General features: G+C 65.9%; 14 protein-coding genes and 3 rRNA genes. 16 read left to right on the top strand and 1 reads right to left on the bottom strand.

The features are described from left to right. From J1M36_RS04280 to J1M36_RS04255, 6 genes are all read left to right on the top strand, one after another. The coding region (locus tag J1M36_RS04280; protein WP_274606021.1) for an Asd/ArgC dimerization domain-containing protein at positions 1 to 342 on the top strand (342 nt) is incomplete at its 5' end. 44 nt (positions 343 to 386) lie between these two features. Next, on the top strand, positions 387 to 1592 hold the full coding sequence (gene argJ / locus J1M36_RS04275; protein WP_206478736.1) for a bifunctional glutamate N-acetyltransferase/amino-acid acetyltransferase ArgJ: 1206 nt from the start codon (positions 387 to 389) through the stop codon (positions 1590 to 1592). Between the two features lie 10 nt (positions 1593 to 1602). Further along, complete coding sequence (argB, locus tag J1M36_RS04270; RefSeq protein ID WP_206478735.1) at positions 1603 to 2553, top strand: acetylglutamate kinase; 951 nt, start codon at positions 1603 to 1605, stop codon at positions 2551 to 2553. Next, a complete protein-coding gene (locus tag J1M36_RS04265; RefSeq protein ID WP_064845927.1) occupies positions 2550 to 3812 on the top strand; it encodes an acetylornithine transaminase in 1263 nt (420 codons plus the stop codon). Before argB ends, J1M36_RS04265 begins: the two co-directional genes overlap by 4 nt. A gap of 36 nt (positions 3813 to 3848) precedes the next feature. Next, on the top strand, positions 3849 to 4820 hold the full coding sequence (gene argF, locus J1M36_RS04260) for an ornithine carbamoyltransferase (RefSeq protein WP_064845926.1): 972 nt from the start codon (positions 3849 to 3851) through the stop codon (positions 4818 to 4820). Next, positions 4817 to 5311 carry an arginine repressor gene (locus J1M36_RS04255; protein WP_206478734.1) on the top strand — a complete coding sequence of 165 codons (495 nt, stop codon included), beginning with the start codon at positions 4817 to 4819 and terminating at the stop codon, positions 5309 to 5311. The genes argF and J1M36_RS04255 overlap by 4 nt, the downstream gene beginning before the upstream one ends. A gap of 109 nt (positions 5312 to 5420) precedes the next feature. Here the strand turns inward: J1M36_RS04255 and J1M36_RS04250 are convergent, their stop codons facing one another. Next, positions 5421 to 5852 carry an ankyrin repeat domain-containing protein gene (locus J1M36_RS04250; protein ID WP_064845924.1) on the bottom strand — a complete coding sequence of 144 codons (432 nt, stop codon included), beginning with the start codon at positions 5850 to 5852 and terminating at the stop codon, positions 5421 to 5423. A gap of 199 nt (positions 5853 to 6051) precedes the next feature. On the opposite strand from J1M36_RS04250, the gene J1M36_RS04245 reads away from it, so the two are divergent. From J1M36_RS04245 to rrf, 10 genes are all read left to right on the top strand, one after another. Continuing rightward, on the top strand, positions 6052 to 7566 hold the full coding sequence (locus J1M36_RS04245) for a long-chain fatty acid--CoA ligase (protein ID WP_098055823.1): 1515 nt from the start codon (positions 6052 to 6054) through the stop codon (positions 7564 to 7566). Positions 7567 to 7652: 86 nt separating this feature from the next. Then, on the top strand, positions 7653 to 8858 hold the full coding sequence (locus J1M36_RS04240) for an argininosuccinate synthase (RefSeq protein WP_064845922.1): 1206 nt from the start codon (positions 7653 to 7655) through the stop codon (positions 8856 to 8858). A gap of 140 nt (positions 8859 to 8998) precedes the next feature. Further along, complete coding sequence (gene argH, locus J1M36_RS04235) at positions 8999 to 10444, top strand: argininosuccinate lyase (protein WP_064845921.1); 1446 nt, start codon at positions 8999 to 9001, stop codon at positions 10442 to 10444. Then, positions 10441 to 11151: a DNA-3-methyladenine glycosylase gene (locus J1M36_RS04230; protein ID WP_064845920.1), complete on the top strand. Its 711-nt coding sequence runs from the start codon at positions 10441 to 10443 to the stop codon at positions 11149 to 11151. Before argH ends, J1M36_RS04230 begins: the two co-directional genes overlap by 4 nt. A 40-nt stretch (positions 11152 to 11191) precedes the next feature. Next, complete coding sequence (locus J1M36_RS04225; RefSeq protein ID WP_064845919.1) at positions 11192 to 11719, top strand: adenine phosphoribosyltransferase; 528 nt, start codon at positions 11192 to 11194, stop codon at positions 11717 to 11719. 87 nt (positions 11720 to 11806) lie between these two features. After that, positions 11807 to 14104 (top strand): AAA family ATPase, encoded by a 2298-nt coding sequence (locus J1M36_RS04220; protein ID WP_368079772.1) that lies wholly within the window; start codon positions 11807 to 11809, stop codon positions 14102 to 14104. Positions 14105 to 14117: 13 nt separating this feature from the next. Continuing rightward, positions 14118 to 15425, top strand: coding sequence for a tyrosine--tRNA ligase (tyrS, locus tag J1M36_RS04215; protein ID WP_064845917.1), 1308 nt, complete (start codon positions 14118 to 14120; stop codon positions 15423 to 15425). A gap of 750 nt (positions 15426 to 16175) precedes the next feature. After that, a 16S ribosomal RNA gene (locus J1M36_RS04210) occupies positions 16176 to 17707 on the top strand. A 437-nt stretch (positions 17708 to 18144) separates the two neighbouring features. Beyond that, positions 18145 to 21272 (top strand): 23S ribosomal RNA (locus J1M36_RS04205). A gap of 212 nt (positions 21273 to 21484) precedes the next feature. Further along, a 5S ribosomal RNA gene (gene rrf, locus J1M36_RS04200) occupies positions 21485 to 21601 on the top strand. Together the 16S, 23S and 5S rRNA genes form the textbook arrangement of a ribosomal RNA operon. Positions 21602 to 21638 lie beyond the last annotated feature (37 nt).

Genomic DNA, 21638 nt, shown 5'->3' with positions numbered 1-21638 from the left:
ACCCTGGCCCCCATGCCCCGCGGCATCCTCACCACGGCCACCGCCGCGCTGCGCCCGGGCACGACCGAGGAAGCTGTGCGCGAAGCCTACCGCGCCGCGTACGACGGCGAGCCGTTCGTCCACCTGTTGCCCGAGGGGCAGTGGCCCACCACCAAGTCGGTCCAGGCCTCGAACCACGTGGCGCTGCAGCTGGCCGTGGACCCGCACGCCGGGCGGCTCGTGGTGAGCGCGGCCATCGACAACCTGACCAAGGGGACGGCGGGAGCCGCCGTGCAGTCCCTCAACCTGGCCCTCGGTCTCCCCGAGACCTCGGGCCTCGCTGCGCAGGGCGTGGCACCGTGAATCCCGGGTTCCCGCTCGACCGCCCGTCCGAACCAGGAGCTGCGATGTCCTCGCACAACCCCTTTCCAGACGTCTCCGTGAGCACCGACTCCGGCGTGTGCGCCGCGGCCGGTTTCAGCGCCGCTGGCGTGGTGGCCGGCTTCAAGAAGTCGGGTGGCCGTGACCTCGCCTTGGTGGTCAACACCGGGCCCGACGACGCCGCGGCCGCCCAATTCACCAGCAATCGCGTGGCCGCCGCCCCCGTCCACTGGTCCCGCGAGGTGATCCGGCAGGGCCGTGCCCGCGCGGTGGTGCTCAACTCGGGCGGGGCGAACGCGTGTACCGGCCCGCAGGGCTTCCAGAACACCCACGAGACCGCCGAGCTGGTGGGTGAGCAGCTGGGCATCGGCGCAGGGGACGTTCTGGTGTGCTCCACCGGGCTGATCGGGGAGCAGCTGCCGATGGACGTCGTGCGCGGCGGGGTCCCGGCCGTCGTGGCCGCGCTCGCACCCGGGCAGCGTGCCGCGGCGGAGGCCGCGGAGGCCATCATGACCACGGACACCGTCCCCAAGCAGGCCTGCGTGAGCGGCGCAGGGTGGAGCGTGGGCGGCATGGCCAAGGGGGCGGGCATGCTCGCACCGGGGCTTGCCACCATGCTCGTGGTCCTCACGACCGACGCCGTCCTGAGCGCGGAGGAGCTCTCGCTCGCCCTGAAGGAGGCGTGCCGTGTCACGTTCAACCGCGCGGACTCGGACGGGTGCATGTCCACCAACGACACCGTGGTCCTGATGTCCTCCGGCGCCTCGGCGCAGCGCCCGGACCAGGGGGAGTTCACGCACGCACTGACCGCGGTGTGCCACAGCCTCGCGCAGCAGCTGATCACGGACGCGGAGGGTGCCTCCCACGACATCGCGATCACCACGGTGGGCGCGGCCACGGAGACCGAGGCGGAGGACGTCTCCCGCACGGTGGCCCGCTCCAACCTGTTCAAGACAGCGGTGTTCGGTAACGACCCCAACTGGGGGCGTGTGCTCTCGGCGGTGGGCACCACGGACGCCCAGTTCGACCCCGACCGGATCGACGTCACCATCAACGGCGTGACGGTGTGCCGCAACGGCGCGATCGGTGATCCGCGCGAGGGCGTGGACCTCGGGGCGTCGCGCGCTGTGGACGTCCTCATTGATCTCAAGGCCGGGGACGCGAGCGCGACCGTGTGGACCAACGACCTCACCCATGACTATGTCGAGGAGAACAGCGCCTACTCCAGCTAGCGCGCCCACCATGTCACGACTCAGCGATAACACCAGGTACGAGACGGCCCGCTCGAAGGCGGAGACCCTCATGGAGGCCCTGCCGTGGATCCAGCGCTACGCGGGATCCACCATGGTCTTCAAGTACGGCGGCAACGCCATGATCAACGACGACCTGCGGCGCGCCTTCGCGGAGGACATGGTTTTCCTGCGCCACGTGGGCATCCGCCCGGTCGTGGTCCACGGCGGCGGCCCGCAGATCAGCGCGATGCTCGAGTCCCTGAACATCCCGTCCGAGTTCAAGGACGGTCTGCGCGTGACCACGTCCGAGGCCATGTCGGTCATCCGCATGGTCCTCACCGGGCAGGTGGGGCGGGAACTCGTGGGCCTGATCAACGCCCACGGCCCGTACGCGGTGGGCATGTCCGGCGAGGACGCGGGGCTGCTGCAGGCGCGCCGCGTGCGCACCGGGTCCGACGGCGCGCCCCTGGACCTCGGTCTCGTGGGTACCGTCACGCGCGTCAACACGGTCGCGGTCGAGCAGCTGCTGGACATCGGTAAGATCCCGGTCATCGCCTCGATCGCCCCGGAGCTCGCGGATTCGGACGACGATGCCGCGGGGCGGGGTGCGCTCACGGGGCAAGTCCTCAATGTCAATGCGGACACGGCGGCCGCCGAGGTGGCCGTGGCCCTGGGCGCGGAGAAGTTCGTGGCCCTCACGGACGTCGAGGGGCTCTACGCGGACTGGCCGGATCGCTCGTCGCTGATCTCGTCCCTATCCGCGGCGGAACTGCGTGAGATGCTGCCGGAGCTCGAATCGGGGATGATCCCCAAGATGCGGGCGGCTCTGCGAGCGGTGGACGGCGGTGTGCCGCGCGCGAGCATCGTGGACGGGCGCACGGAGCACTCGTCCCTGTTGGAGATCTTCACGGACACGGGTATCGGCACAGAGGTCACACCGGACGGAGTTGAGCACTCATGAGCAACCAGGACGAACTGCTGGGGGAGTACAAGGAACACCTTCTGGGAGTGTTCGGGGATCCATCACTCGTGCTCGTGTCGGGCGAGGGCGTGCACGTCACCGATGCCAACGGCAAGCGGTACCTCGACCTGCTCGCGGGGATCGCGGTGAACGCCCTGGGCCACGCGCACCCCGCGTGGGTGCGGGCGGTCTCGGAGCAAGCGGGAACCCTTGCGCACATCTCCAACCTGTTCACGTCCCCGGGCAGTATCCACCTGGCCGAGAAACTGCTCAAGGTCACTGGGGCGCCCGAGGGCTCCCACGTGTTCTTTGCGAACTCGGGCTCGGAGGCGAACGAGGCCGCGTTCAAGCTCGCGCGCCGCCACGGCCGCGCGCACCCGGACGCGCAGGGTCGGCCCCGGACGCGTGTGCTCGCACTCGAGAACTCGTTCCACGGCCGGACCATGGGATCCCTGTCACTTACGGCCAAGGCGGCCTACCGCGAACCGTTCGAACCGCTGCCCGCCGGGGTCACCCACATCCCGGCCACGGCGGAGGCCCTCGAGCGCGAACTCGATGACACCGTGAGTGCGGTGATCGTGGAACCCGTCCAGGGCGAGGCCGGCGTGCACGGGCTACCCGAGGGGTTCCTGGCACTGGCCCGCAGGCTCACGCGGGAGCGCGGTGCACTGCTGATCGTGGACGAGGTGCAGTCCGGGATGGGCCGCACCGGCGCGTGGCTCGCCGCCACCGCCCAGCTGCCCCGGGGTGAGTTCCCGGATGCTGTGACGTTCGCCAAGGGGCTCGGTGGCGGGTTCCCCGTGGGGGCCATGCTCACGGCGGGACCGGAGGTCTCGGCCCTACTGGGAGCGGGTCAGCACGGCACCACGTTCGGGGGCAATCCCCTGGCGATGGCCGCGGGACTCGCAACTGTCACGACCCTCGAGAACGAGAACCTGCTCGTCAACGCCCGGGAGGTGGGAGCCCACCTCGCGCAGCGGCTGCGGGAGGTTCCCGGGGTGGGGGAGGTCCGCCAGTACGGTCTGTTGGTCGGCGTGGACCTCGTCGCGGAGAACACCGAGGACGCGGAGAACGCCGGGACCTCCGGGGACCCCATGGCCCAGCGCGTCGTCGCCGCCGCGCGCGAGGCGGGATTCATCCTCAACGCCACCGGACCCACCACGCTGCGTCTGGCGCCGCCTCTCATCATCACTGCGGAGCAGGCGGACACGTTCGTCGAGGCCCTGCCGCATGTGCTCGAGACCGTCCGCGCCCGCTGAGCCCCGGACAGCACCACACCCGAAGGAGAATCCCCCGTGCCCCGTCACTTCCTGGTCGACACCGATCTCACCCCCGAGGAACAGTCCGAGGTCCTGGACCTTGCCGCCGCGCTCAAGGCGGACCGGTTCTCCCGCCGCCCGCTCGCGGGTCCACAGACCGTGGGGATCATCTTCGACAAGACCTCCACCCGCACCCGCGTCTCATTCGCGGCCGGGGTGAGCGACCTGGGCGGCAACCCGCTGATCATCAACCCGGGGGAGTCCCAGCTGGGTCACAAGGAAACCGTCGCGGACAGCGCCCGCGTGCTCTCCCGGATGCTCGCGGCGATCGTGTGGCGCACGTACGCGCAGTCCGGGCTCGAGGAGATGGCCGAGTTCAGCGACGTCCCGGTGATCAACGCCCTGTCCGACGACTACCACCCGTGCCAGATCCTCGCGGACCTGCTGACGCTGCGCGAGGAGTTCGGGGACGTGGCCGGGCGCACCCTGGTTTACCTGGGGGACGCCGCCAACAACATGGCGAACTCCTACCTGCTCGGCTGCGCCACGGCCGGCATGCACGTGCGCGTGGCCGGACCGGAAGGCTACCTGCCGCGCGAGGACGTCGTCGCCGCGGCCCGCGAACGCGCCGAGCTCACCGGCGGCTCGGTGCTCGTGACCACGGACGCGAGAGAGGCGCTGAAGGACGCGGACGCCGTCGTCACCGACACGTGGGTGTCCATGGGCCAGGAGAGCGAGAAAACCGAGCGCGCGCAGATCTTCACGCCGTACTCCGTGACCTCCGAGGCCATGGCGCACGCGGCCGACGACGCCGTGTTCCTGCACTGCCTGCCCGCCTACCGCGGCTTCGAGGTCGCCGCGGACGTGATCGACGGCCCCGCGTCCCGGGTGTGGGACGAGGCCGAGAACCGGGTGCACGCGCAGAAGGCCCTGCTCACGTTCCTGCTGGATTCCTCGGGACTGGCCGCGGACCTGCCCGCCGCCTTGCGCCGGGAGGAGGCACGGTGAGCATCCCCGCGACCAAGACGGCGCGCCAGGCCCGGATCCTCGAACTTGTGACCGGAGGAGACGTCCACTCGCAGGCCGAACTGGCCGAACTGCTCGCGGCGGACGGCATCCAGGTGACCCAGGCGACCCTGTCCCGGGACCTTGTGGAACTCGAGGCGGTGCGCGTGCGCTCCGCGAGCGGGGGCATGGTCTACGCGGTTCCCCAGGCGGGGGTGGACCGGTCCCCGACCAGCGGCGTCAGCCGCGAGAGCACCGACGCCAAGCTCGCCGCACTGTGCCGCGAGCTGCTCGTGACGGCCGAGGGCAGCGCCAACCTCGTGATCCTGCGCACCCCGCCCGGGGCCGCGCAGTACTTCGCCTCGGCGATCGACCACTCGCTGCTCCCCGAGGTGCTCGGCACCATTGCCGGGGACGACACCATCATGGTGGTCAGCCGGGATCCCCAGGGCGGGGAGCAGCTCGCGCGGAAGTTCCTGGACCTCGCCCGCTGAGCGCGCCCACCAGGCACGCGGACGACGCCGCCCGCGCGCCGTCCGCGCCCGTGCCACCTCCCGGCGGTGGGCCCCCAGCCCCTGGAAGAGCAGGTGCCGTCCGCCCGGTTCAGGCCTCGCGCGTCTCGTAGCTCTCCAGCAGCGGCAGCAGGTGCTCCTGGCCGAAGACGCGGGCCACGTCCTGTGCGTGCTGGTGACCCGTGGCCTGGCCCGCCCCCGCCTCGAGCAGCGCGCGGGCAATGGGCTCGTTGCCGCGGAACACCGCACAGACCAGGGCAGTGAAGCCCATGTCGCTCACGCGCTCGGTGTCCGCGCCGCGGGCGAGCAGCATGGCCACCGTCTCCTCGCGCTCCAGGTACGCCGCCAGGTTCAGCAGGGTGTCCCCCTTGCTGTTCGTGAGGTTGACCGGCACCCCGGCGTCGAGCGCAGAGCTCAGCAGCTGGGTGTCGCCGTTGCGGGCGGCGTCGAACAGGGATGAGACGTAGGCCAGCTCCGCCTCGGTGAATTGGGGGCTCTGCGCGTTTCTGTGCTGGTCGGTCACGGGGGATCCTCCTGTGCGGGGGCCACGGCCCGTGGCCCGGGAACGAATTGACGGGATTGCGGAGAGCGGCGGCCGGGGCTCGTCGCGTGCGGCGCTGTCTAGTGTCGCACGCGGAATCCAGGCGGGGTCGACGTTTGACTCGAATATCCGATACGGGCAGTATCACGTGTTAGAACTCACACCGTCTTCTGGAGGACCCATGACCAACCTGGCCACCCTGCTCACCACCTCGGCCGCCCAGTACACGTCCGATCCCGCGATCATTCTCGACGAGCTGCACATGACCTACGGGCAGCTGGACGATCTCTCCGCCCGCGGCGCGGCGCTGCTCAAGGCCAACGGCATCCGACCGGGGGACCGCGTGGCCCTCGTGCTGCCCAACGTGCCCCACATGGCCGTGCTGTACTACGCGATCCTGCGCGCCGGCGGCATCGTAGTCCCCCTCAACCCCCTGCTCACGCCCCGAGAGCTCACCTACCACTTCCAGGACTCCGGGTGCTCCTTCGTGCTCGCGTGGGAGGACATGGCGCAGGCCAGCCAGAAGGCGGCCGAGGAGATCGAGGGCCTCAACGTGCTGCCCATCAGCGCCCGCGGAACGGTGGAGCGCCTCCAGGGTGTGGATCCCGACCGTGACGTCGTGGAGCGTCAGGACTCGGACACGGCCGTGCTGCTCTACACGTCCGGGACCACCGGCCGCCCCAAGGGGGCGGAGCTGACCCACCACAACCTGCTCACCAACGCCGAGGTCGCCGGCGAGGTGTTCAACCTGCACCACGGGGACGTGATGTTCGGTGGGCTGCCCTTCTTCCACGTGTTCGGCCAGACGGTGGCGCTCAACGGCGTGATCTGCAGCGGTGCGGCTGTGACTCTGCTGCCCCGCTTCCACCCGGGAAAGGCCCTGGAGATCCTGCGCCGCGACGGTGTCACGATCTTCGCGGGGGTCCCCACCATGTATGTGGCCCTGCTGCACCAGGCCAACCAGGACCCGCAGGCCGTCGAGGGCGTGGACCTGCGTGCCGGCGTGTCCGGAGGGTCCCCCATGCCCGTGGAGGTCATGGTCAAGTTCGAGAAGGTCTTCAACACCACCGTGTTCGAGGGGTACGGGCTGTCCGAGACCTCGCCGGTGGTGTGCTTCAACCAACCGGGCAACGAGCGCAAGCCGGGCTCCATCGGCACGGCCGTGCGCGGTGCGGAGCTGCGCGTGGTGGACGGGGACGACCAGCAGGTCCCCACCAACGAGGTCGGTGAGCTCGTGGTGCGCGGGCAGTACGTGATGAAGGGCTACTGGAACAAGCCCGAGGCCACCGAGAACGCGATGCGCGGCGGCTGGTTCCACACCGGTGACATGGCCCGCGAGGACGAGGACGGCGCGTTCTTCATCGTGGACCGGAAGAAGGACATGATCCTGCGCGGCGGTTACAACGTGTACCCGCGCGAGGTCGAGGAGGCCATCTACCAGTTCCCCGGCGTGGTGGAGGCCGCGGTGCTGGGAGTCCCGAGCGAGAAGCACGGCGAGGAGGTCGGGGCCGTGGTGGTCTTCGAGTCCGGGGTGCTCCAGTCCAAGGGCCGCGAGGCGCTCACGCGAGAGCTGGACGCGTTCGTCCAGGAGCGTGTGGCCAAGTACAAGTACCCCCGGATCTACCGGATCGTGGACGAGCTGCCCAAGGGCCCTACGGGCAAGATTTTGAAGCGCGAACTGACCCTCGATGCATAAATACTGATTGCTGTGTATAGTCATGCATGAGCCGCGGGGCACTCCCGCGTAGTCGGCGTCATCGAGCAGTTGTGGAGGAAAGCACCGTGAGTGATCGCGTGGTATTGGCCTACTCGGGCGGATTGGACACGTCCGTGGCCATCGGGTGGATCGGTGAGGCCACCGGTGCCGAGGTCATCGCCGTGGCCGTGGATGTCGGACAGGGTGGCGAGGACCTCGAGACCGTGCGTCAGCGCGCCCTGGACTGCGGTGCCGTGGAGGCGTACGTCGCGGACGCCCGTGACGAGTTCGCGAGCGAGTACTGCATGCCCGCGTTGAAGGCCAACGGTCTCTACATGGACTCCTACCCCCTGGTCTCGGCCGTCTCCCGCCCGGTGATCGTCAAGCACCTCGTGAAGGCCGCGAAGCAGTTCGGTGCCACCACGGTGGCCCACGGCTGCACGGGCAAGGGCAACGACCAGGTGCGCTTCGAGGTGGGCATCCAGACCCTGGGTCCCGAACTCAAGTGCATCGCGCCGGTACGTGACCTCGCGTTGACCCGTGAGAAGGCCATCACGTACGCGGAGAACAACAACCTGCCGATCGCCACGACCAAGAAGAACCCCTTCTCGATCGACCAGAACGTGTGGGGCCGCGCGGTGGAGACCGGGTTCCTCGAGGACATCTGGAACGCGCCCACCAAGGACGTCTACGACTACACGGACGATCCCACGTTCCCGCCCGCCGCGGACGAGGTCGTGATCACGTTCGAGCAGGGCGTGCCCGTGGCGCTCGACGGCAAGCCCGTCACGCCGCTGCAGGCCATCCAGGAGCTCAACCGCCGCGCGGGTGCCCAGGGTGTGGGGCGGATCGACATCGTTGAGGACCGGCTCGTGGGCATCAAGTCCCGCGAGATCTACGAGGCCCCGGGTGCCATGGCGTTGATCGCCGCGCACAAGGAACTCGAGAACGTCACGATCGAGCGCGAGCAGGCCCGCTTCAAGAAGACCGTGGGTCAGCGCTGGACCGAGCTCGTCTACGACGGCCAGTGGTTCTCCCCGTTGAAGAAGTCCTTGGACGTGTTCATCGAGGACACCCAGAAGTACGTCAACGGTGACATCCGCATGGAGTTGCACGCGGGCCGGGCCACCGTGACCGGGCGGCGTTCGTCCACGGGTCTCTACGACTTCAACCTGGCCACGTACGACGAGGGTGACTCCTTCGACCAGTCCAACGCCCGCGGGTTCATCGAACTGTTCGGGATGTCCTCCAAGGTGGCCTCCCGCCGCGAGCAGGGCCTCGCCGAGGGCTGACATCCGTCTCCCGCGCCCCGGTGCGCGGGTGATCACCACATCATCGCGAACGGCCGGGCTCCTAGACTGGAGCCCGGCCGTTCCCCGCGCCGGGTGAGTGCCCGGCAATCCACGGTCCCACGACGTCCACGAGGAGCATCATGGCCCAGCACGAGCAGCACGGAACCAACGAGGGCGCCCTGTGGGGCGGTCGATTCGCGGGCGGGCCCGCGGACGCCCTCGCCGCGCTGAGCAAGTCCACCGATTTCGATTGGCGTCTGGCGCCGTACGACATCGCGGGGTCCCGCGCCCACGCCCGCGTGCTGCACACGGCCGGCCTGTTGAGCGAGGACGAGTTGAGCGGCATGCTGGACGCACTCGACCGGCTCGAGGCGGACGTGCGCAGCGGGGCGTACGCGCCGTCGCCGTCGGACGAGGACGTCCACGGGTGCCTCGAGCGCGGGCTCATCGAGCGCGCCGGGGCGAACCTGGGCGGCAAGCTGCGCGCGGGTCGCTCCCGCAACGACCAGATCGCGACCCTGGGTCGGATGTACCTGCGCGACCACGCCTCGATCATCGCGCGCAACCTGCTGGAGCTCGTGCGAGCCCTCGTGGAGCAGGCGCGGCGCCACCCGTACGCCCCCATGCCCGGGCGCACCCACCTGCAGCACGCCCAGCCCGTGCTGCTGTCCCACCACCTGCTCGCCCACGCGTGGGCGGTACTGCGGGACGTCCAGCGGCTCGCCGACTGGGACAACCGTGCGGCGGTGTCCCCGTACGGTTCGGGCGCGCTCGCGGGATCGTCGCTGGGCCTGGACCCCAATGCCGTGGCGGCCGAGCTCGGCTTCGACTCCGCGGTGTTCAACTCGATCGACGGCACCGCGTCGCGGGACGTCTACGCGGAGTTCGCGTGGGTGTGCGCCATGGCCGCCGTGGACGTCTCCCGGATGAGCGAGGAGGTGACCACGTGGGCCACCAAGGAGTTCTCGTTCGTGACCCTGGACGACGCCTATTCGACCGGCTCATCGATCATGCCGCAGAAGAAGAACCCGGACGTCGCGGAACTCGCGCGCGGTAAGGCCGGGCGGTTGATCGGTGACCTCGCGGGTTTGCTCGCGACCCTCAAGGGGTTGCCGCTCGCGTACAACCGGGATCTGCAAGAGGACAAGGAACCCGTCTTCGACGCGATCGACCAGCTCGAGGTGCTGTTGCCCGCCGTCACGGGCATGATGGCGACCCTCGAGTTCCACACGCAGCGCCTCGCCGAGCTCGCCCCGCAGGGTTTCGCGCTCGCGACCGACGTCGCCGAATGGCTCGTGCGCCAGGGCGTCCCATTCCGCGAGGCGCACGAGGTCTCCGGGGAGGCCGTGCGCGTGTGCGAGGACGAGGGCATCGAGCTGTGGGACCTGACCGATGAGCAGTTCGCCGCGATCTCGCCGCACCTCACGCCCGGGGTCCGGGAGGTGCTCACGGTCGAGGGTTCCCTGTCCTCGCGCAACTCCCAGGGCGGCACCGCGCCGGACGCGGTCGCCCAACAGCTCACCGAGCTCGAACGGCAGCTCGCGGAGCTGGACGCCTTTGCTGCGCGCGAGCCCGTCGTCTCGTGACGGCCGGACTGCACGAGCTTCTCCTCGCCCCGGCCCCCGACGTCGCTCCCCGGCTGCTCGGCGCCGTCCTCGTGTGCGCGCGCCCCGGGGGCACGGTGGGGCTGCGGCTGACCGAGGTCGAGGCCTACGGCGGCCCGCAGGACTCGGACCTGCCGGATCCCGGGGCCCACACCTACCGGGGTCGCACGGCGCGCAACGCCTCGATGTTCGGCCCGCCCGGGCACGTCTACGTGTACTTCACGTACGGGCTGCATCACGCGGTGAACTTCGTGTGCCGGCCCGAGGGCGTCGGGGGCGGTGTCCTGATCCGCTCGGGTGAGGTCGTGCTGGGCTCCGAGGTGGCCACGCAGCGTAGGCTCGCGAACCGCAGTTCCGCACCGGCCTTCGCCTCGCTCGCGCGCGGGCCCGGCAACGTGGCGCAAGCCCTCGCACTGACCCGCGACGACGACGGCGCCGCGCTCGCCGATCTCGGCATCGCCCCCGATCCCGTGGCCCGGGCGCGCGAGGAGGTCGAACGGCGCGGTGACGACACGTGGGCCGGACTGGTCCTGGCGCAACGCCCCGCGAGCGACGTCGTCGTGACGGCCCGGACGGGCGTGTCCGGGGAGGGCGGGACGGACGCGTACCCGTGGCGCTACGCACTGCCGGGCGAGCCCACGGTGTCCCCGTACCGCAAGGCCACCGTCAAACGCCGCCGCACGCGCTAGCGCACCGCCCGCCGCGCGGTGCGCCGGATACGATGGAGCGGTGACTGAATCCGTGGAACAGATGATCGACCGGTTGTGCGCCAAGATCCCCGACCATCCCGAGCCGGGGGTGCTCTTCCGCGATCTCACGCCCCTGTTCGCGGACGGGGACGGTTTCCAGCGCACCGTGGACGCGCTCGTGGACGCCTTCCGCGGCCAGTACGACTGCGTGGCCGGTGTGGAGGCGCGCGGATTCATGATCGCCGCGGCCGTGGCGTACGCGTCCGGGGTGGGGATCATCCCGGTGCGCAAGGCGGGCAAGCTCCCGCGCGAGACCATCTCCCAGGCCTACGACCTCGAGTACGGCACGGGCACCCTGGAGATCCACACCGACGACGCTCCCCGCGGTTCGCGCGTCCTGGTCCTGGACGACGTCCTCGCCACGGGCGGGACCCTGGGTGCCACGGCGTCGTTGTTGACGCGCGGCGGGTACAACGTCGCGGGTTTCGGCGTGATCATGGAGCTGACTGCGCTGCGCGGCCGGGCCCAACTGGGCGGGCATCGCGTGCGCGCACTGTTGCGCGTGTGACGGGGGAGTCGCGCGGATCGAGCGGTAGGATAGACGATCGCCGGTTGAGCGACCGGACCCGTCGGCAGTGTGCGTGAGGTGAAGTGCGTGGAGGAATCCGCATCCGTGGAGGTGTCCCGGCAACTGGGGGAGGAACGGCGCTACGTCGCCGAGGCCTACGCCCGGTTGGACGAGTTGCGGCAACTCAATGCGGACGAGTTGCGCCGCGTCCGGACCACGAACTTCGGCGGGGGACACCAGGCGCGCTCCGAACGTGACGCATTCGCCACGCATTACGAGGACCGCCTCACCCAACTCAACTCGGTGGATGAACGTTTGGTCTTCGGTCGCCTGGACACCACCGAGGGGGAGCGGCACTACGTGGGCCGGCTCGGACTGGCCACGGAGGACCACCGCCGGCTCGTACTGGACTGGCGGGCCCGCGAGGCCGGGGCCTTCTACCAGGCCACCGCCGCCAACCCCATGGACCTGGTGCGTCGACGCCACCTCATCATGGACGGGCGGGACGTCACCGCCCTCGAGGACGACGTCCTGGATCCGGGTGCCGTCTCCGACGCCGAGGTTGTGCACGGCGAGGGCGCGCTCATCGCGGCCCTGAACTCCGAGCGCACGGGCCGCATGACGGACATCGTCGCCACGATCCAGGCCGAACAAGACCGCATCATTCGTGCCCCGCTGTCCGGGGTGCGCGTGGTCCAGGGTGGCCCGGGTACCGGCAAGACCGCCGTGGCCCTGCACCGTGCCGCGTACTTGTTATACGAACACCGGGAGCGGCTCGCCAAGTCGGGTGTGCTGATCGTGGGTCCGTCGTCGTCGTTCCTGTGGTACATCGAACGCGTGCTTCCGGCGCTCGGGGAGACCGGCGTGGTGATGTCGTCCCTCGCGGACCTCTATCCGGGTGTGCACGGCACGGTCGAGACCGACCCCTGGGTGACCCGCTGGAAGTCCGGGCTGCACATGGTGGACGTCATCAAGCGCGCCGTTGCTGACCGGCAGAAGGTTCCCGAGCGCACGCAGTGGCTCACCGTGGACGGCCACCGCGTGCGGCTCGAACCCTCGCTTGTGCGCCGGGCCCGGGAGCGTGCGCGCGCCACGGGCAAGCCGCACAACGAGGCCCGCGAGACGTTCGTGAAGGTCATCGTCAAGGAGCTCGCCCAGAACCTCGGGGACGAGCTCAACGAGAAGGCCGGGACCACGATGGACCGCTCGTACCTCAAGGAGGACCTGCGACAGTCCCGAGAGGTACGCATCGCGCTCAACCTGCTGTGGTTGCCCTTGACACCCCAGCAACTCGTGGCTCAGTTGTTCGGCAAGGAGCACTACCTGCGCTCCGCCGCCCCGCGGCTCTCGGACGCCCAGGTCTCGCGCCTGCTGCGGCCCGTCGACGCGCCGTTGACCGTACCCGACGTCGCCCTGCTGGACGAGGCCGCGGAACTGTTGGGCGACTTCGAGTCCGCCGGTATCAAGGTGCGCGGGGACCGTTCGCTCGAGGAGCGCAAGGCCCAGGAATCGGCGCAGAAGGCGCTCGAGGCCATGGCGGAGGGTTTCGAGGACATCGGTGCCCAGGGCGTCGTCACGGTCGAACAGCTCACGTCTTTCAACGCTGAGGCGCCGCACCGGATGACGGCGGCCGAAGCGGCGTCGTCGGACCGTACGTGGGCGTACGGGCACGTAGTCGTGGACGAGGCGCAGGAACTCTCGCCCATGCAGTGGCGCGTGCTCATGCGCCGGTGCCCCCTGAAGTCCTTCACGGTGGTCGGTGACATCGCTCAGGCGGGGAACGCGGCGGCGGCCCGGACCTGGGACGAGGCGCTCGAGCCGTTCGTGGGGGAGCGATTCACGCTCGAGGAACTCACGGTCAACTACCGCACCCCGCAACCGATCGCCGACGCCGCGGTGCGGGTCGCGCAGGCTACGGGGATCGCGGTCTCCGATCCCACGGCGGTGCGCGGCGGCGATCCGCCCGTGATCGTGCCGGTGGCCGTCGAGGCGGAGCTGGCCGCGGAGATCGTGGCGCAGGTGCGGCGCGAACTGGAGCGGCTCGCCGGGGGTCTCGTGGGAGTGGTGTGCCCCGGGGGACGTTTGGCCGCGGTGGGTAAGGCCCTGGACGAGGCCTTCCCGGGGCTCGTGGCCGCGGGCATGCGCAGCCTGGACCGGCGGATCATGGTGCTCACCCCGTGGGATGCCAAGGGCCTCGAGTTCGATTCCGTGGTGGTCGTGGAACCCACGGAGATCGCGGACGACCCCGCCGGGGGCCCGGGCAATCTGTACGTGGCCATGACCCGTCCCACCCAGCGGTTGTACCTCGTGGCGGCCCACGGACTGCCCGACGGGATCACCCCGCAACCCGGGGAACCGGGCGCCGGGGACCCCACGGCGGCCTGATAACTTAGTCCACGTGTCAACCACCGATCTCAGCACGCAGCACAACGATCCGTCCTTCTCCTCCCTGTGGGAGGAGCTGAACTGGCGCGGACTCGTCCAGGTCTCCACGGATGCGGAGGCCCTGCAGGAAACGCTCGACGGTGGTCCCATCACGTATTACTGCGGGTTCGACCCCACGGCGTCCTCCCTGCACCTGGGACACCTGGTGCAGTTGTTGCTGCTTCGCCGACTCCAACTCGCGGGACACCACCCGATCGGTCTGGTCGGCGGATCCACCGGGCTGATCGGTGATCCGCGGCAGACCTCGGAACGCGTCCTCAACTCGCGCGAGACCGTGGCCGAATGGGTAAACCTGCTGCGCGAACAGGTCCAGCGGTTCCTGTCCTTCGAGGGGGACAATCCCGCGCGCATGGTCAACAACCTGGACTGGACGTCCCAGCTGTCCGCGATCGATTTCCTGCGGGACATCGGCAAGAACTTCCGCGTGGGCACCATGATCAAGAAGGACATCGTGGCCAAGCGGTTGAACTCGGAAGAGGGGATCTCCTACACCGAGTTCAGCTACCAGATCCTGCAGGGACTGGACTTCCTCAACCTGTACCGGCAGTACGACTGCGTCCTGCAGACCGGCGGTTCCGACCAGTGGGGCAACCTCACCTCCGGCACCGACCTGGTGCGCAAGGCCGAGGGTGCCACGGTGCACGCGATCGGCACGCCGCTGATCACCAACTCGGACGGCACCAAGTTCGGGAAGTCGGAGGGCAATGCCATCTGGCTGGATCCGGAACTGACCTCGCCTTACGCCTTCTACCAGTTCTGGCTCAACACCGCGGACGCGGACGTGGCGGATCGACTCAAGGTCTTCACCTTCCGCACCCGCGAGGAGATCGCGGAACTGCAGCGTCTCACCGAGGAGGAACCCTTCCGGCGTGAGGCCCAGAAGGTCCTGGCCTCGGACGTCAACACCCTGGTGCACGGGCCCGAGGCCACGCGCAAGGCGATCGAGGCGTCCGCCGCCGTGTTCGGCAAGGGTTCTTTCGAGGACCTGGACGAAGACACGCTCGCGGCGGTCGCGGCAGAGCTGCCCCACGCGGAGGTCGCACCGGGTGAGCACGCCGTGGTGGATCTGCTCGTGGCCACGGGCCTGGCGGAATCCAAGTCCGCCGCGCGGCGCACGCTCAAGGAGGGCGGTGCCTCCGTCAACAACCGCAAGCTCTCGGGGGAGGACGCCACCCTGACCGCGGACGACCTGTTGCACGGTCGGTTCGCGCTGCTGCGCCGGGGCAAGAAGAACCTGGCAGCCGTCACGGTCGGGAGCTGATCGTCGGGCACCGGGTCCCCGTCGGGCCCCTGATCACATACCCCGGGCATGGACGCCCGGAACCGCCGCACGGCGGAGCACCCGCGAGCCGGGGCCAGCGTTTTGCGCCGGTCCCGGCTCGTGTGTAATGTATTCCGAGTCGCCGCGGCGAGGAACCGAGAAGGAACCGGAGCCGCGGGGTGACCGGCAAAGATCAGCCCGACACGTCGGACCTCGTTCATGCTATGGTTACCTGGCATTCGGCAGCGCGAAGCGAATCGGCTTGAACAGTCAAGTTGACACGCCGAGCAACGCGGAACTAAGCTTGATGAGTCGCTTCGCGGCGGACCGAAGAGGTTCGATCCGAGAGGCAACTCCCAAAATCGTCGATCGGCCCGGAGCGGCTCGATCGGACAACCGACCGTTGTGGCCCTGGTGAGGGGCCGTGTGGTGTGGTTTGTTGTTTGTCAACTCAATAGTGTGTCTAGTTTGTTGATACCAAAGTTTTTTTGTTTTTGGTTGATGGCCTGACAGCCTCTGGGTGTTTTCCCGTTTCCTGGGGGTGTTGGGTGTCAGCTGGGATCCTGCCCTGGTTCTGCTGCGCTGTTTGGTGTGGTGGTGGGGTGGTTTCTGTTGAATGTTTTTTGACGGAGAGTTTGATCCTGGCTCAGGACGAACGCTGGCGGCGTGCTTAAGGTGTCAGCTGGGATCCTGCCCTGGTTCTGCTGCGCTGTTTGGTGTGGTGGTGGGGTGGTTTCTGTTGAATGTTTTTTGACGGAGAGTTTGATCCTGGCTCAGGACGAACGCTGGCGGCGTGCTTAACACATGCAAGTCGAACGCTGAAGCTTGGTGCTTGCACTGGGTGGATGAGTGGCGAACGGGTGAGTAATACGTGAGTAACCTGCCCTTGACTCTGGGATAAGCCTGGGAAACTGGGTCTAATACTGGATATGACCTCCTGTCGCATGGTGGGGGGTGGAAAGGGTTTGTACTGGTTGTGGATGGGCTCACGGCCTATCAGCTTGTTGGTGGGGTAATGGCCTACCAAGGCGACGACGGGTAGCCGGCCTGAGAGGGTGACCGGCCACACTGGGACTGAGACACGGCCCAGACTCCTACGGGAGGCAGCAGTGGGGAATATTGCACAATGGGCGCAAGCCTGATGCAGCGACGCCGCGTGAGGGATGACGGCCTTCGGGTTGTAAACCTCTTTCAGCACGGAAGAAGCGAAAGTGACGGTACGTGCAGAAGAAGCGCCGGCTAACTACGTGCCAGCAGCCGCGGTAATACGTAGGGCGCAAGCGTTGTCCGGAATTATTGGGCGTAAAGAGCTCGTAGGCGGTTTGTCGCGTCTGCTGTGAAAGCCCGGGGCTTAACCCCGGGTGTGCAGTGGGTACGGGCAGACTTGAGTGCAGTAGGGGAGACTGGAACTCCTGGTGTAGCGGTGAAATGCGCAGATATCAGGAAGAACACCGATGGCGAAGGCAGGTCTCTGGGCTGTTACTGACGCTGAGGAGCGAAAGCATGGGGAGCGAACAGGATTAGATACCCTGGTAGTCCATGCCGTAAACGTTGGGCACTAGGTGTGGGGGACATTCCACGTTTTCCGCGCCGTAGCTAACGCATTAAGTGCCCCGCCTGGGGAGTACGGCCGCAAGGCTAAAACTCAAAGGAATTGACGGGGGCCCGCACAAGCGGCGGAGCATGCGGATTAATTCGATGCAACGCGAAGAACCTTACCAAGGCTTGACATACACCGGATCGGCTCAGAGATGGGTTTTCCTCCTTGTGGGGCTGGTGTACAGGTGGTGCATGGTTGTCGTCAGCTCGTGTCGTGAGATGTTGGGTTAAGTCCCGCAACGAGCGCAACCCTCGTTCTATGTTGCCAGCACGTGATGGTGGGGACTCATAGGAGACTGCCGGGGTCAACTCGGAGGAAGGTGGGGATGACGTCAAATCATCATGCCCCTTATGTCTTGGGCTTCACGCATGCTACAATGGCCAGTACAATGGGTTGCGATACCGTGAGGTGGAGCTAATCCCAAAAAGCTGGTCTCAGTTCGGATCGTGGTCTGCAACTCGACCACGTGAAGTCGGAGTCGCTAGTAATCGCAGATCAGCAACGCTGCGGTGAATACGTTCCCGGGCCTTGTACACACCGCCCGTCAAGTCACGAAAGTTGGTAACACCCGAAGCCGGTGGCCTAACCCTTGTGGGGGGAGCCGTCGAAGGTGGGACTGGCGATTGGGACTAAGTCGTAACAAGGTAGCCGTACCGGAAGGTGCGGCTGGATCACCTCCTTTCTAAGGAGCACGCTGACCGGCCGGGTGGCTGGTGGCCCCACAGACCACGAGATCGTGGTGCGCCGTTGAGTCGGTGGTGGGTGTTTTGCTCATGGGTGGAATATCAGCAAGCGGACACGGATACTACGCACACGGGAACACTGCTGGCTTGGATGGTTGGTGGTGGTGTGTGTGGGGGTTCGTGGTGGCACATTGTTGGGTTGTCGATCAACAAGTTACGTTGGTTGGTTTCCTGGGGCACTGTCGCATCCATTGTGGTGGGTGTGTGGTGTTGGTGGGTTGTTGTTTGTCAACTACATAGTGGACGCGAGCATCTTTGACGCCGCGTGCATCTGGTCACACGTTGATCACGGTCGAGGGGTTTTTGGATTCCTGGTTGTGGTGGTGTGGTGGGTGTGTGTGGTGTGTTCTTTGATGATTGTTTTGTGTTGTGTGGCGTAGAAGTTGTTACGGGCACACGGTGGATGCCTTGGCATCAGGAGCTGATGAAGGACGTGGAAATCTGCGATAAGCCTCGGGGAGCTGATAAACGAGCTGTGATCCGAGGGTCTCCGAATGGGGTAACCCGGCTGCGTATCATGCGTGGTCACTCGTATCTGAATTCATAGGGTGCGAGGAGGAACGTGGGGAAGTGAAACATCTCAGTACCCATAGGAAGAGAAAACAATAGTGATTCCGTGAGTAGTGGCGAGCGAAAGCGGATGGTGGCTAAACCGGTTGTGTGTGATACCTGGCGAGGGTTGCATGATCGGGGTTGTGGGATGCGTTGTTCTCGGGGTCGCCACCCCGGGCGCTGTGGCGCTGTGGTAGTCGAACTGGTGGTGAGTGCCAGACCGTAGGGGGTGTGAGTCCCGTAGACGAAACCGTGGTGTGCGTGGTGTGACGTTGTTCCCGAGTAGCACGGGGCCCGTGAAATCTCGTGTGAATCTGCCAGGACCACCTGGTAAGCCTGAATACTTCCTGATGACCGATAGCGGATCAGTACCGTGAGGGAATGGTGAAAAGTACCCCGGGAGGGGAGTGAAATAGTACCTGAAACCGTGTGCTTACAAGCCGTTGGAGCCTTTTGGGGTGACAGCGTGCCTTTTGAAGAATGAGCCTGCGAGTTAGTGTTACGTCGCGAGATTAACCCGTGTGGGGTAGTCGTAGCGAAAGCGAGTCTGAATAGGGCGTTGTGTAGTGGCGTGATCTAGACCCGAAGCGGGGTGATCTACCCATGGCCAGGTTGAAGCGCGTGTAAGAGCGCGTGGAGGACCGAACCCACTTCAGTTGAAAATGGAGGGGATGAGCTGTGGGTAGGGGTGAAAGGCCAATCAAACTCCGTGATAGCTGGTTCTCCCCGAAATGCATTTAGGTGCAGCGTTGCGTGTTGCTTCCCGGAGGTAGAGCTACTGGATGGCTGATGGGCCCTACAAGGTTACTGACGTCAACCAAACTCCGAATGCCGGTGAAGTGTAAGCGTGGCAGTGAGACTGTGGGGGATAAGCTTCATAGTCGAAAGGGAAACAGCCCAGACCATCAACTAAGGCCCCTAAGCGTGTGCTAAGTGGGAAAGGATGTGGAGTTGCTTAGACAACCAGGAGGTTGGCTTAGAAGCAGCCACCCTTGAAAGAGTGCGTAATAGCTCACTGGTCAAGTGATTCCGCGCCGATAATGTAGCGGGGCTCAAGTACACCGCCGAAGTTGTGGCATGACACCGTATAGCTGAGCCGTTTGTGGTTGAGGTGGTGTTGTGGGTAGGGGAGCGTCGTTGGGGTAGTGAAGCTGCGGGGTGACCCAGTGGTGGAACCTCAACGAGTGAGAATGCAGGCATGAGTAGCGATAGACGGGTGAGAAACCCGTCCGCCGGATGATCAAGGGTTCCAGGGTCAAGCTAATCTGCCCTGGGTGAGTCGGGACCTAAGGCGAGGCCGACAGGCGTAGTCGATGGACAACGGGTTGATATTCCCGTACCGACGAAGAACCGACCCTATCGAACCGGGGATACTAACCACCCGAACCATCACGATCCGTGGCCGTTTACGGTCACGGGAGTGTGTGGGGAGCGTGGGACCTGATCCGGGGAGGTAAACGTGTTAACAGGTGTGACGCAGGAAGGTAGCCGAGCCAGGCGATGGTTGTCCTGGTCTAAGCATGTAGGGCGACTCGTTGGTAAATCCGCGGGTCATGGGCCTGAGATGTGATGGGACTCTCTTAGGTGAGGGAATTCGGTGATCCTATGCTGCCAAGAAAAGCATCGACGTGAGGTTCTAGTCGCCCGTACCCTAAACCGACACAGGTGATCAGGTAGAGAATACTAAGGCGTTCGAGAGAATCATGGTTAAGGAACTCGGCAAAATGCCCCCGTAACTTCGGGAGAAGGGGGGCCCTGGTTGGTGAACACCCATGCGGTGTGAGCTGGTCGGGGTCGCAGAGGCTAGAGGGAAGCGACTGTTTATCAAAAACACAGGTCCGTGCGAAGTCGTAAGACGATGTATACGGACTGACTCCTGCCCGGTGCTGGAAGGTTAAGAGGACTCGTTAAACCCTTCGGGGTTGAAGCGGAGAATTTAAGCCCCAGTAAACGGCGGTGGTAACTATAACCATCCTAAGGTAGCGAAATTCCTTGTCGGGTAAGTTCCGACCTGCACGAATGGAGTAACGACTTCCCTACTGTCTCAACCATGAACTCGGCGAAATTGCAGTACGAGTAAAGATGCTCGTTTCGCGCAGCAGGACGGAAAGACCCCGAGACCTTTACTATAGTTTGGTATTGGTGTTCGGTGTGGCTTGTGTAGGATAGGTGGGAGACTGTGAAGCCGTCACGCTAGTGGTGGTGGAGTCGTTGTTGAAATACCACTCTGGTCACTCTGGATATCTAACTTCGGCCCGTGATCCGGGTCAGGGACAGTGCCTGATGGGTAGTTTAACTGGGGCGGTTGCCTCCTAAAGAGTAACGGAGGCGCCCAAAGGTTCCCTCAGCCTGGTCGGCAATCAGGTGTTGAGTGTAAGTGCACAAGGGAGCTTGACTGTGAGAGTGACAGCTCGAGCAGGGACGAAAGTCGGGACTAGTGATCCGGCGGTACATTGTGGAATGGCCGTCGCTCAACGGATAAAAGGTACCTCGGGGATAACAGGCTGATCTTGCCCAAGAGTCCATATCGACGGCATGGTTTGGCACCTCGATGTCGGCTCGTCGCATCCTGGGGCTGGAGTTGGTCCCAAGGGTTGGGCTGTTCGCCCATTAAAGCGGTACGCGAGCTGGGTTCAGAACGTCGTGAGACAGTTCGGTCCCTATCCGCTGCGTGCGTTGGAAATTTGTGGAGGCCTGTCCTTAGTACGAGAGGACCGGGACGGACGAACCTCTGGTATGTCAGTTGTTCCGCCAGGAGCACCGCTGATTAGCTACGTTCGGGATTGATAACCGCTGAAAGCATCTAAGCGGGAAGCTTGCTCCGAGATGAGATTTCCTGACCTCCTTTGTGGGGTGTGAGGTGCCCAGTAGACGACTGGGTTGATAGGCCAGATGTGGAAGCGTTGCAAGACGTGGAGCTGACTGGTACTAATACACCGAAAACTTCTACACACACAGTCTTCATTCGAAGAATGTGATGTTCGCGTCCACCATGTGGTTGACCACCAACAACCCCCCACCCCCCAGCCTGTGGGCTGATGGGTGGGCTGGGGGTAGTGGTTGGCAATATAATAAAGCTTGGTCCACGAAACACGGGACCCCATGGTTTCATCGCCTCACGCATGGTTGCTGGTAGTCACCGTGCAGGGGTTGGTGGCAGGGTTTCCGGTGGTTATAGCGTGGGGGAAACGCCCGGTCCCATCCCGAACCCGGTAGCTAAGACCCACAGCGCTGATGGTACTGCACTCGGAAGGGTGTGGGAGAGTAAGACACCGCCGGGATTAACATGAAAGAAAGAAGTGGTCGAGGCCGCACCCC

Origin of the sequence: Kocuria sp. KRD140 (assembly GCF_017168375.1) — a bacterium.
GTDB lineage: Bacteria > Actinomycetota > Actinomycetes > Actinomycetales > Micrococcaceae > Kocuria > Kocuria marina.
This window is presented reverse-complemented; position numbering and strand designations above follow the sequence as displayed.

What these genes read in the sequence shown, in the direction of transcription:
- argH (WP_064845921.1), top strand. Translation starts at nt 8,999, where the DNA reads ATGGCCCAGCACGAGCAGCACGGAACCAACGAGGGCGCCCTGTGGGGC.
- argJ (WP_206478736.1), top strand. Translation starts at nt 387, where the DNA reads ATGTCCTCGCACAACCCCTTTCCAGACGTCTCCGTGAGCACCGACTCC.
- J1M36_RS04245 (WP_098055823.1), top strand. Translation starts at nt 6,052, where the DNA reads ATGACCAACCTGGCCACCCTGCTCACCACCTCGGCCGCCCAGTACACG.
- argB (WP_206478735.1), top strand. Translation starts at nt 1,603, where the DNA reads ATGTCACGACTCAGCGATAACACCAGGTACGAGACGGCCCGCTCGAAG.
- J1M36_RS04265 (WP_064845927.1), top strand. Translation starts at nt 2,550, where the DNA reads ATGAGCAACCAGGACGAACTGCTGGGGGAGTACAAGGAACACCTTCTG.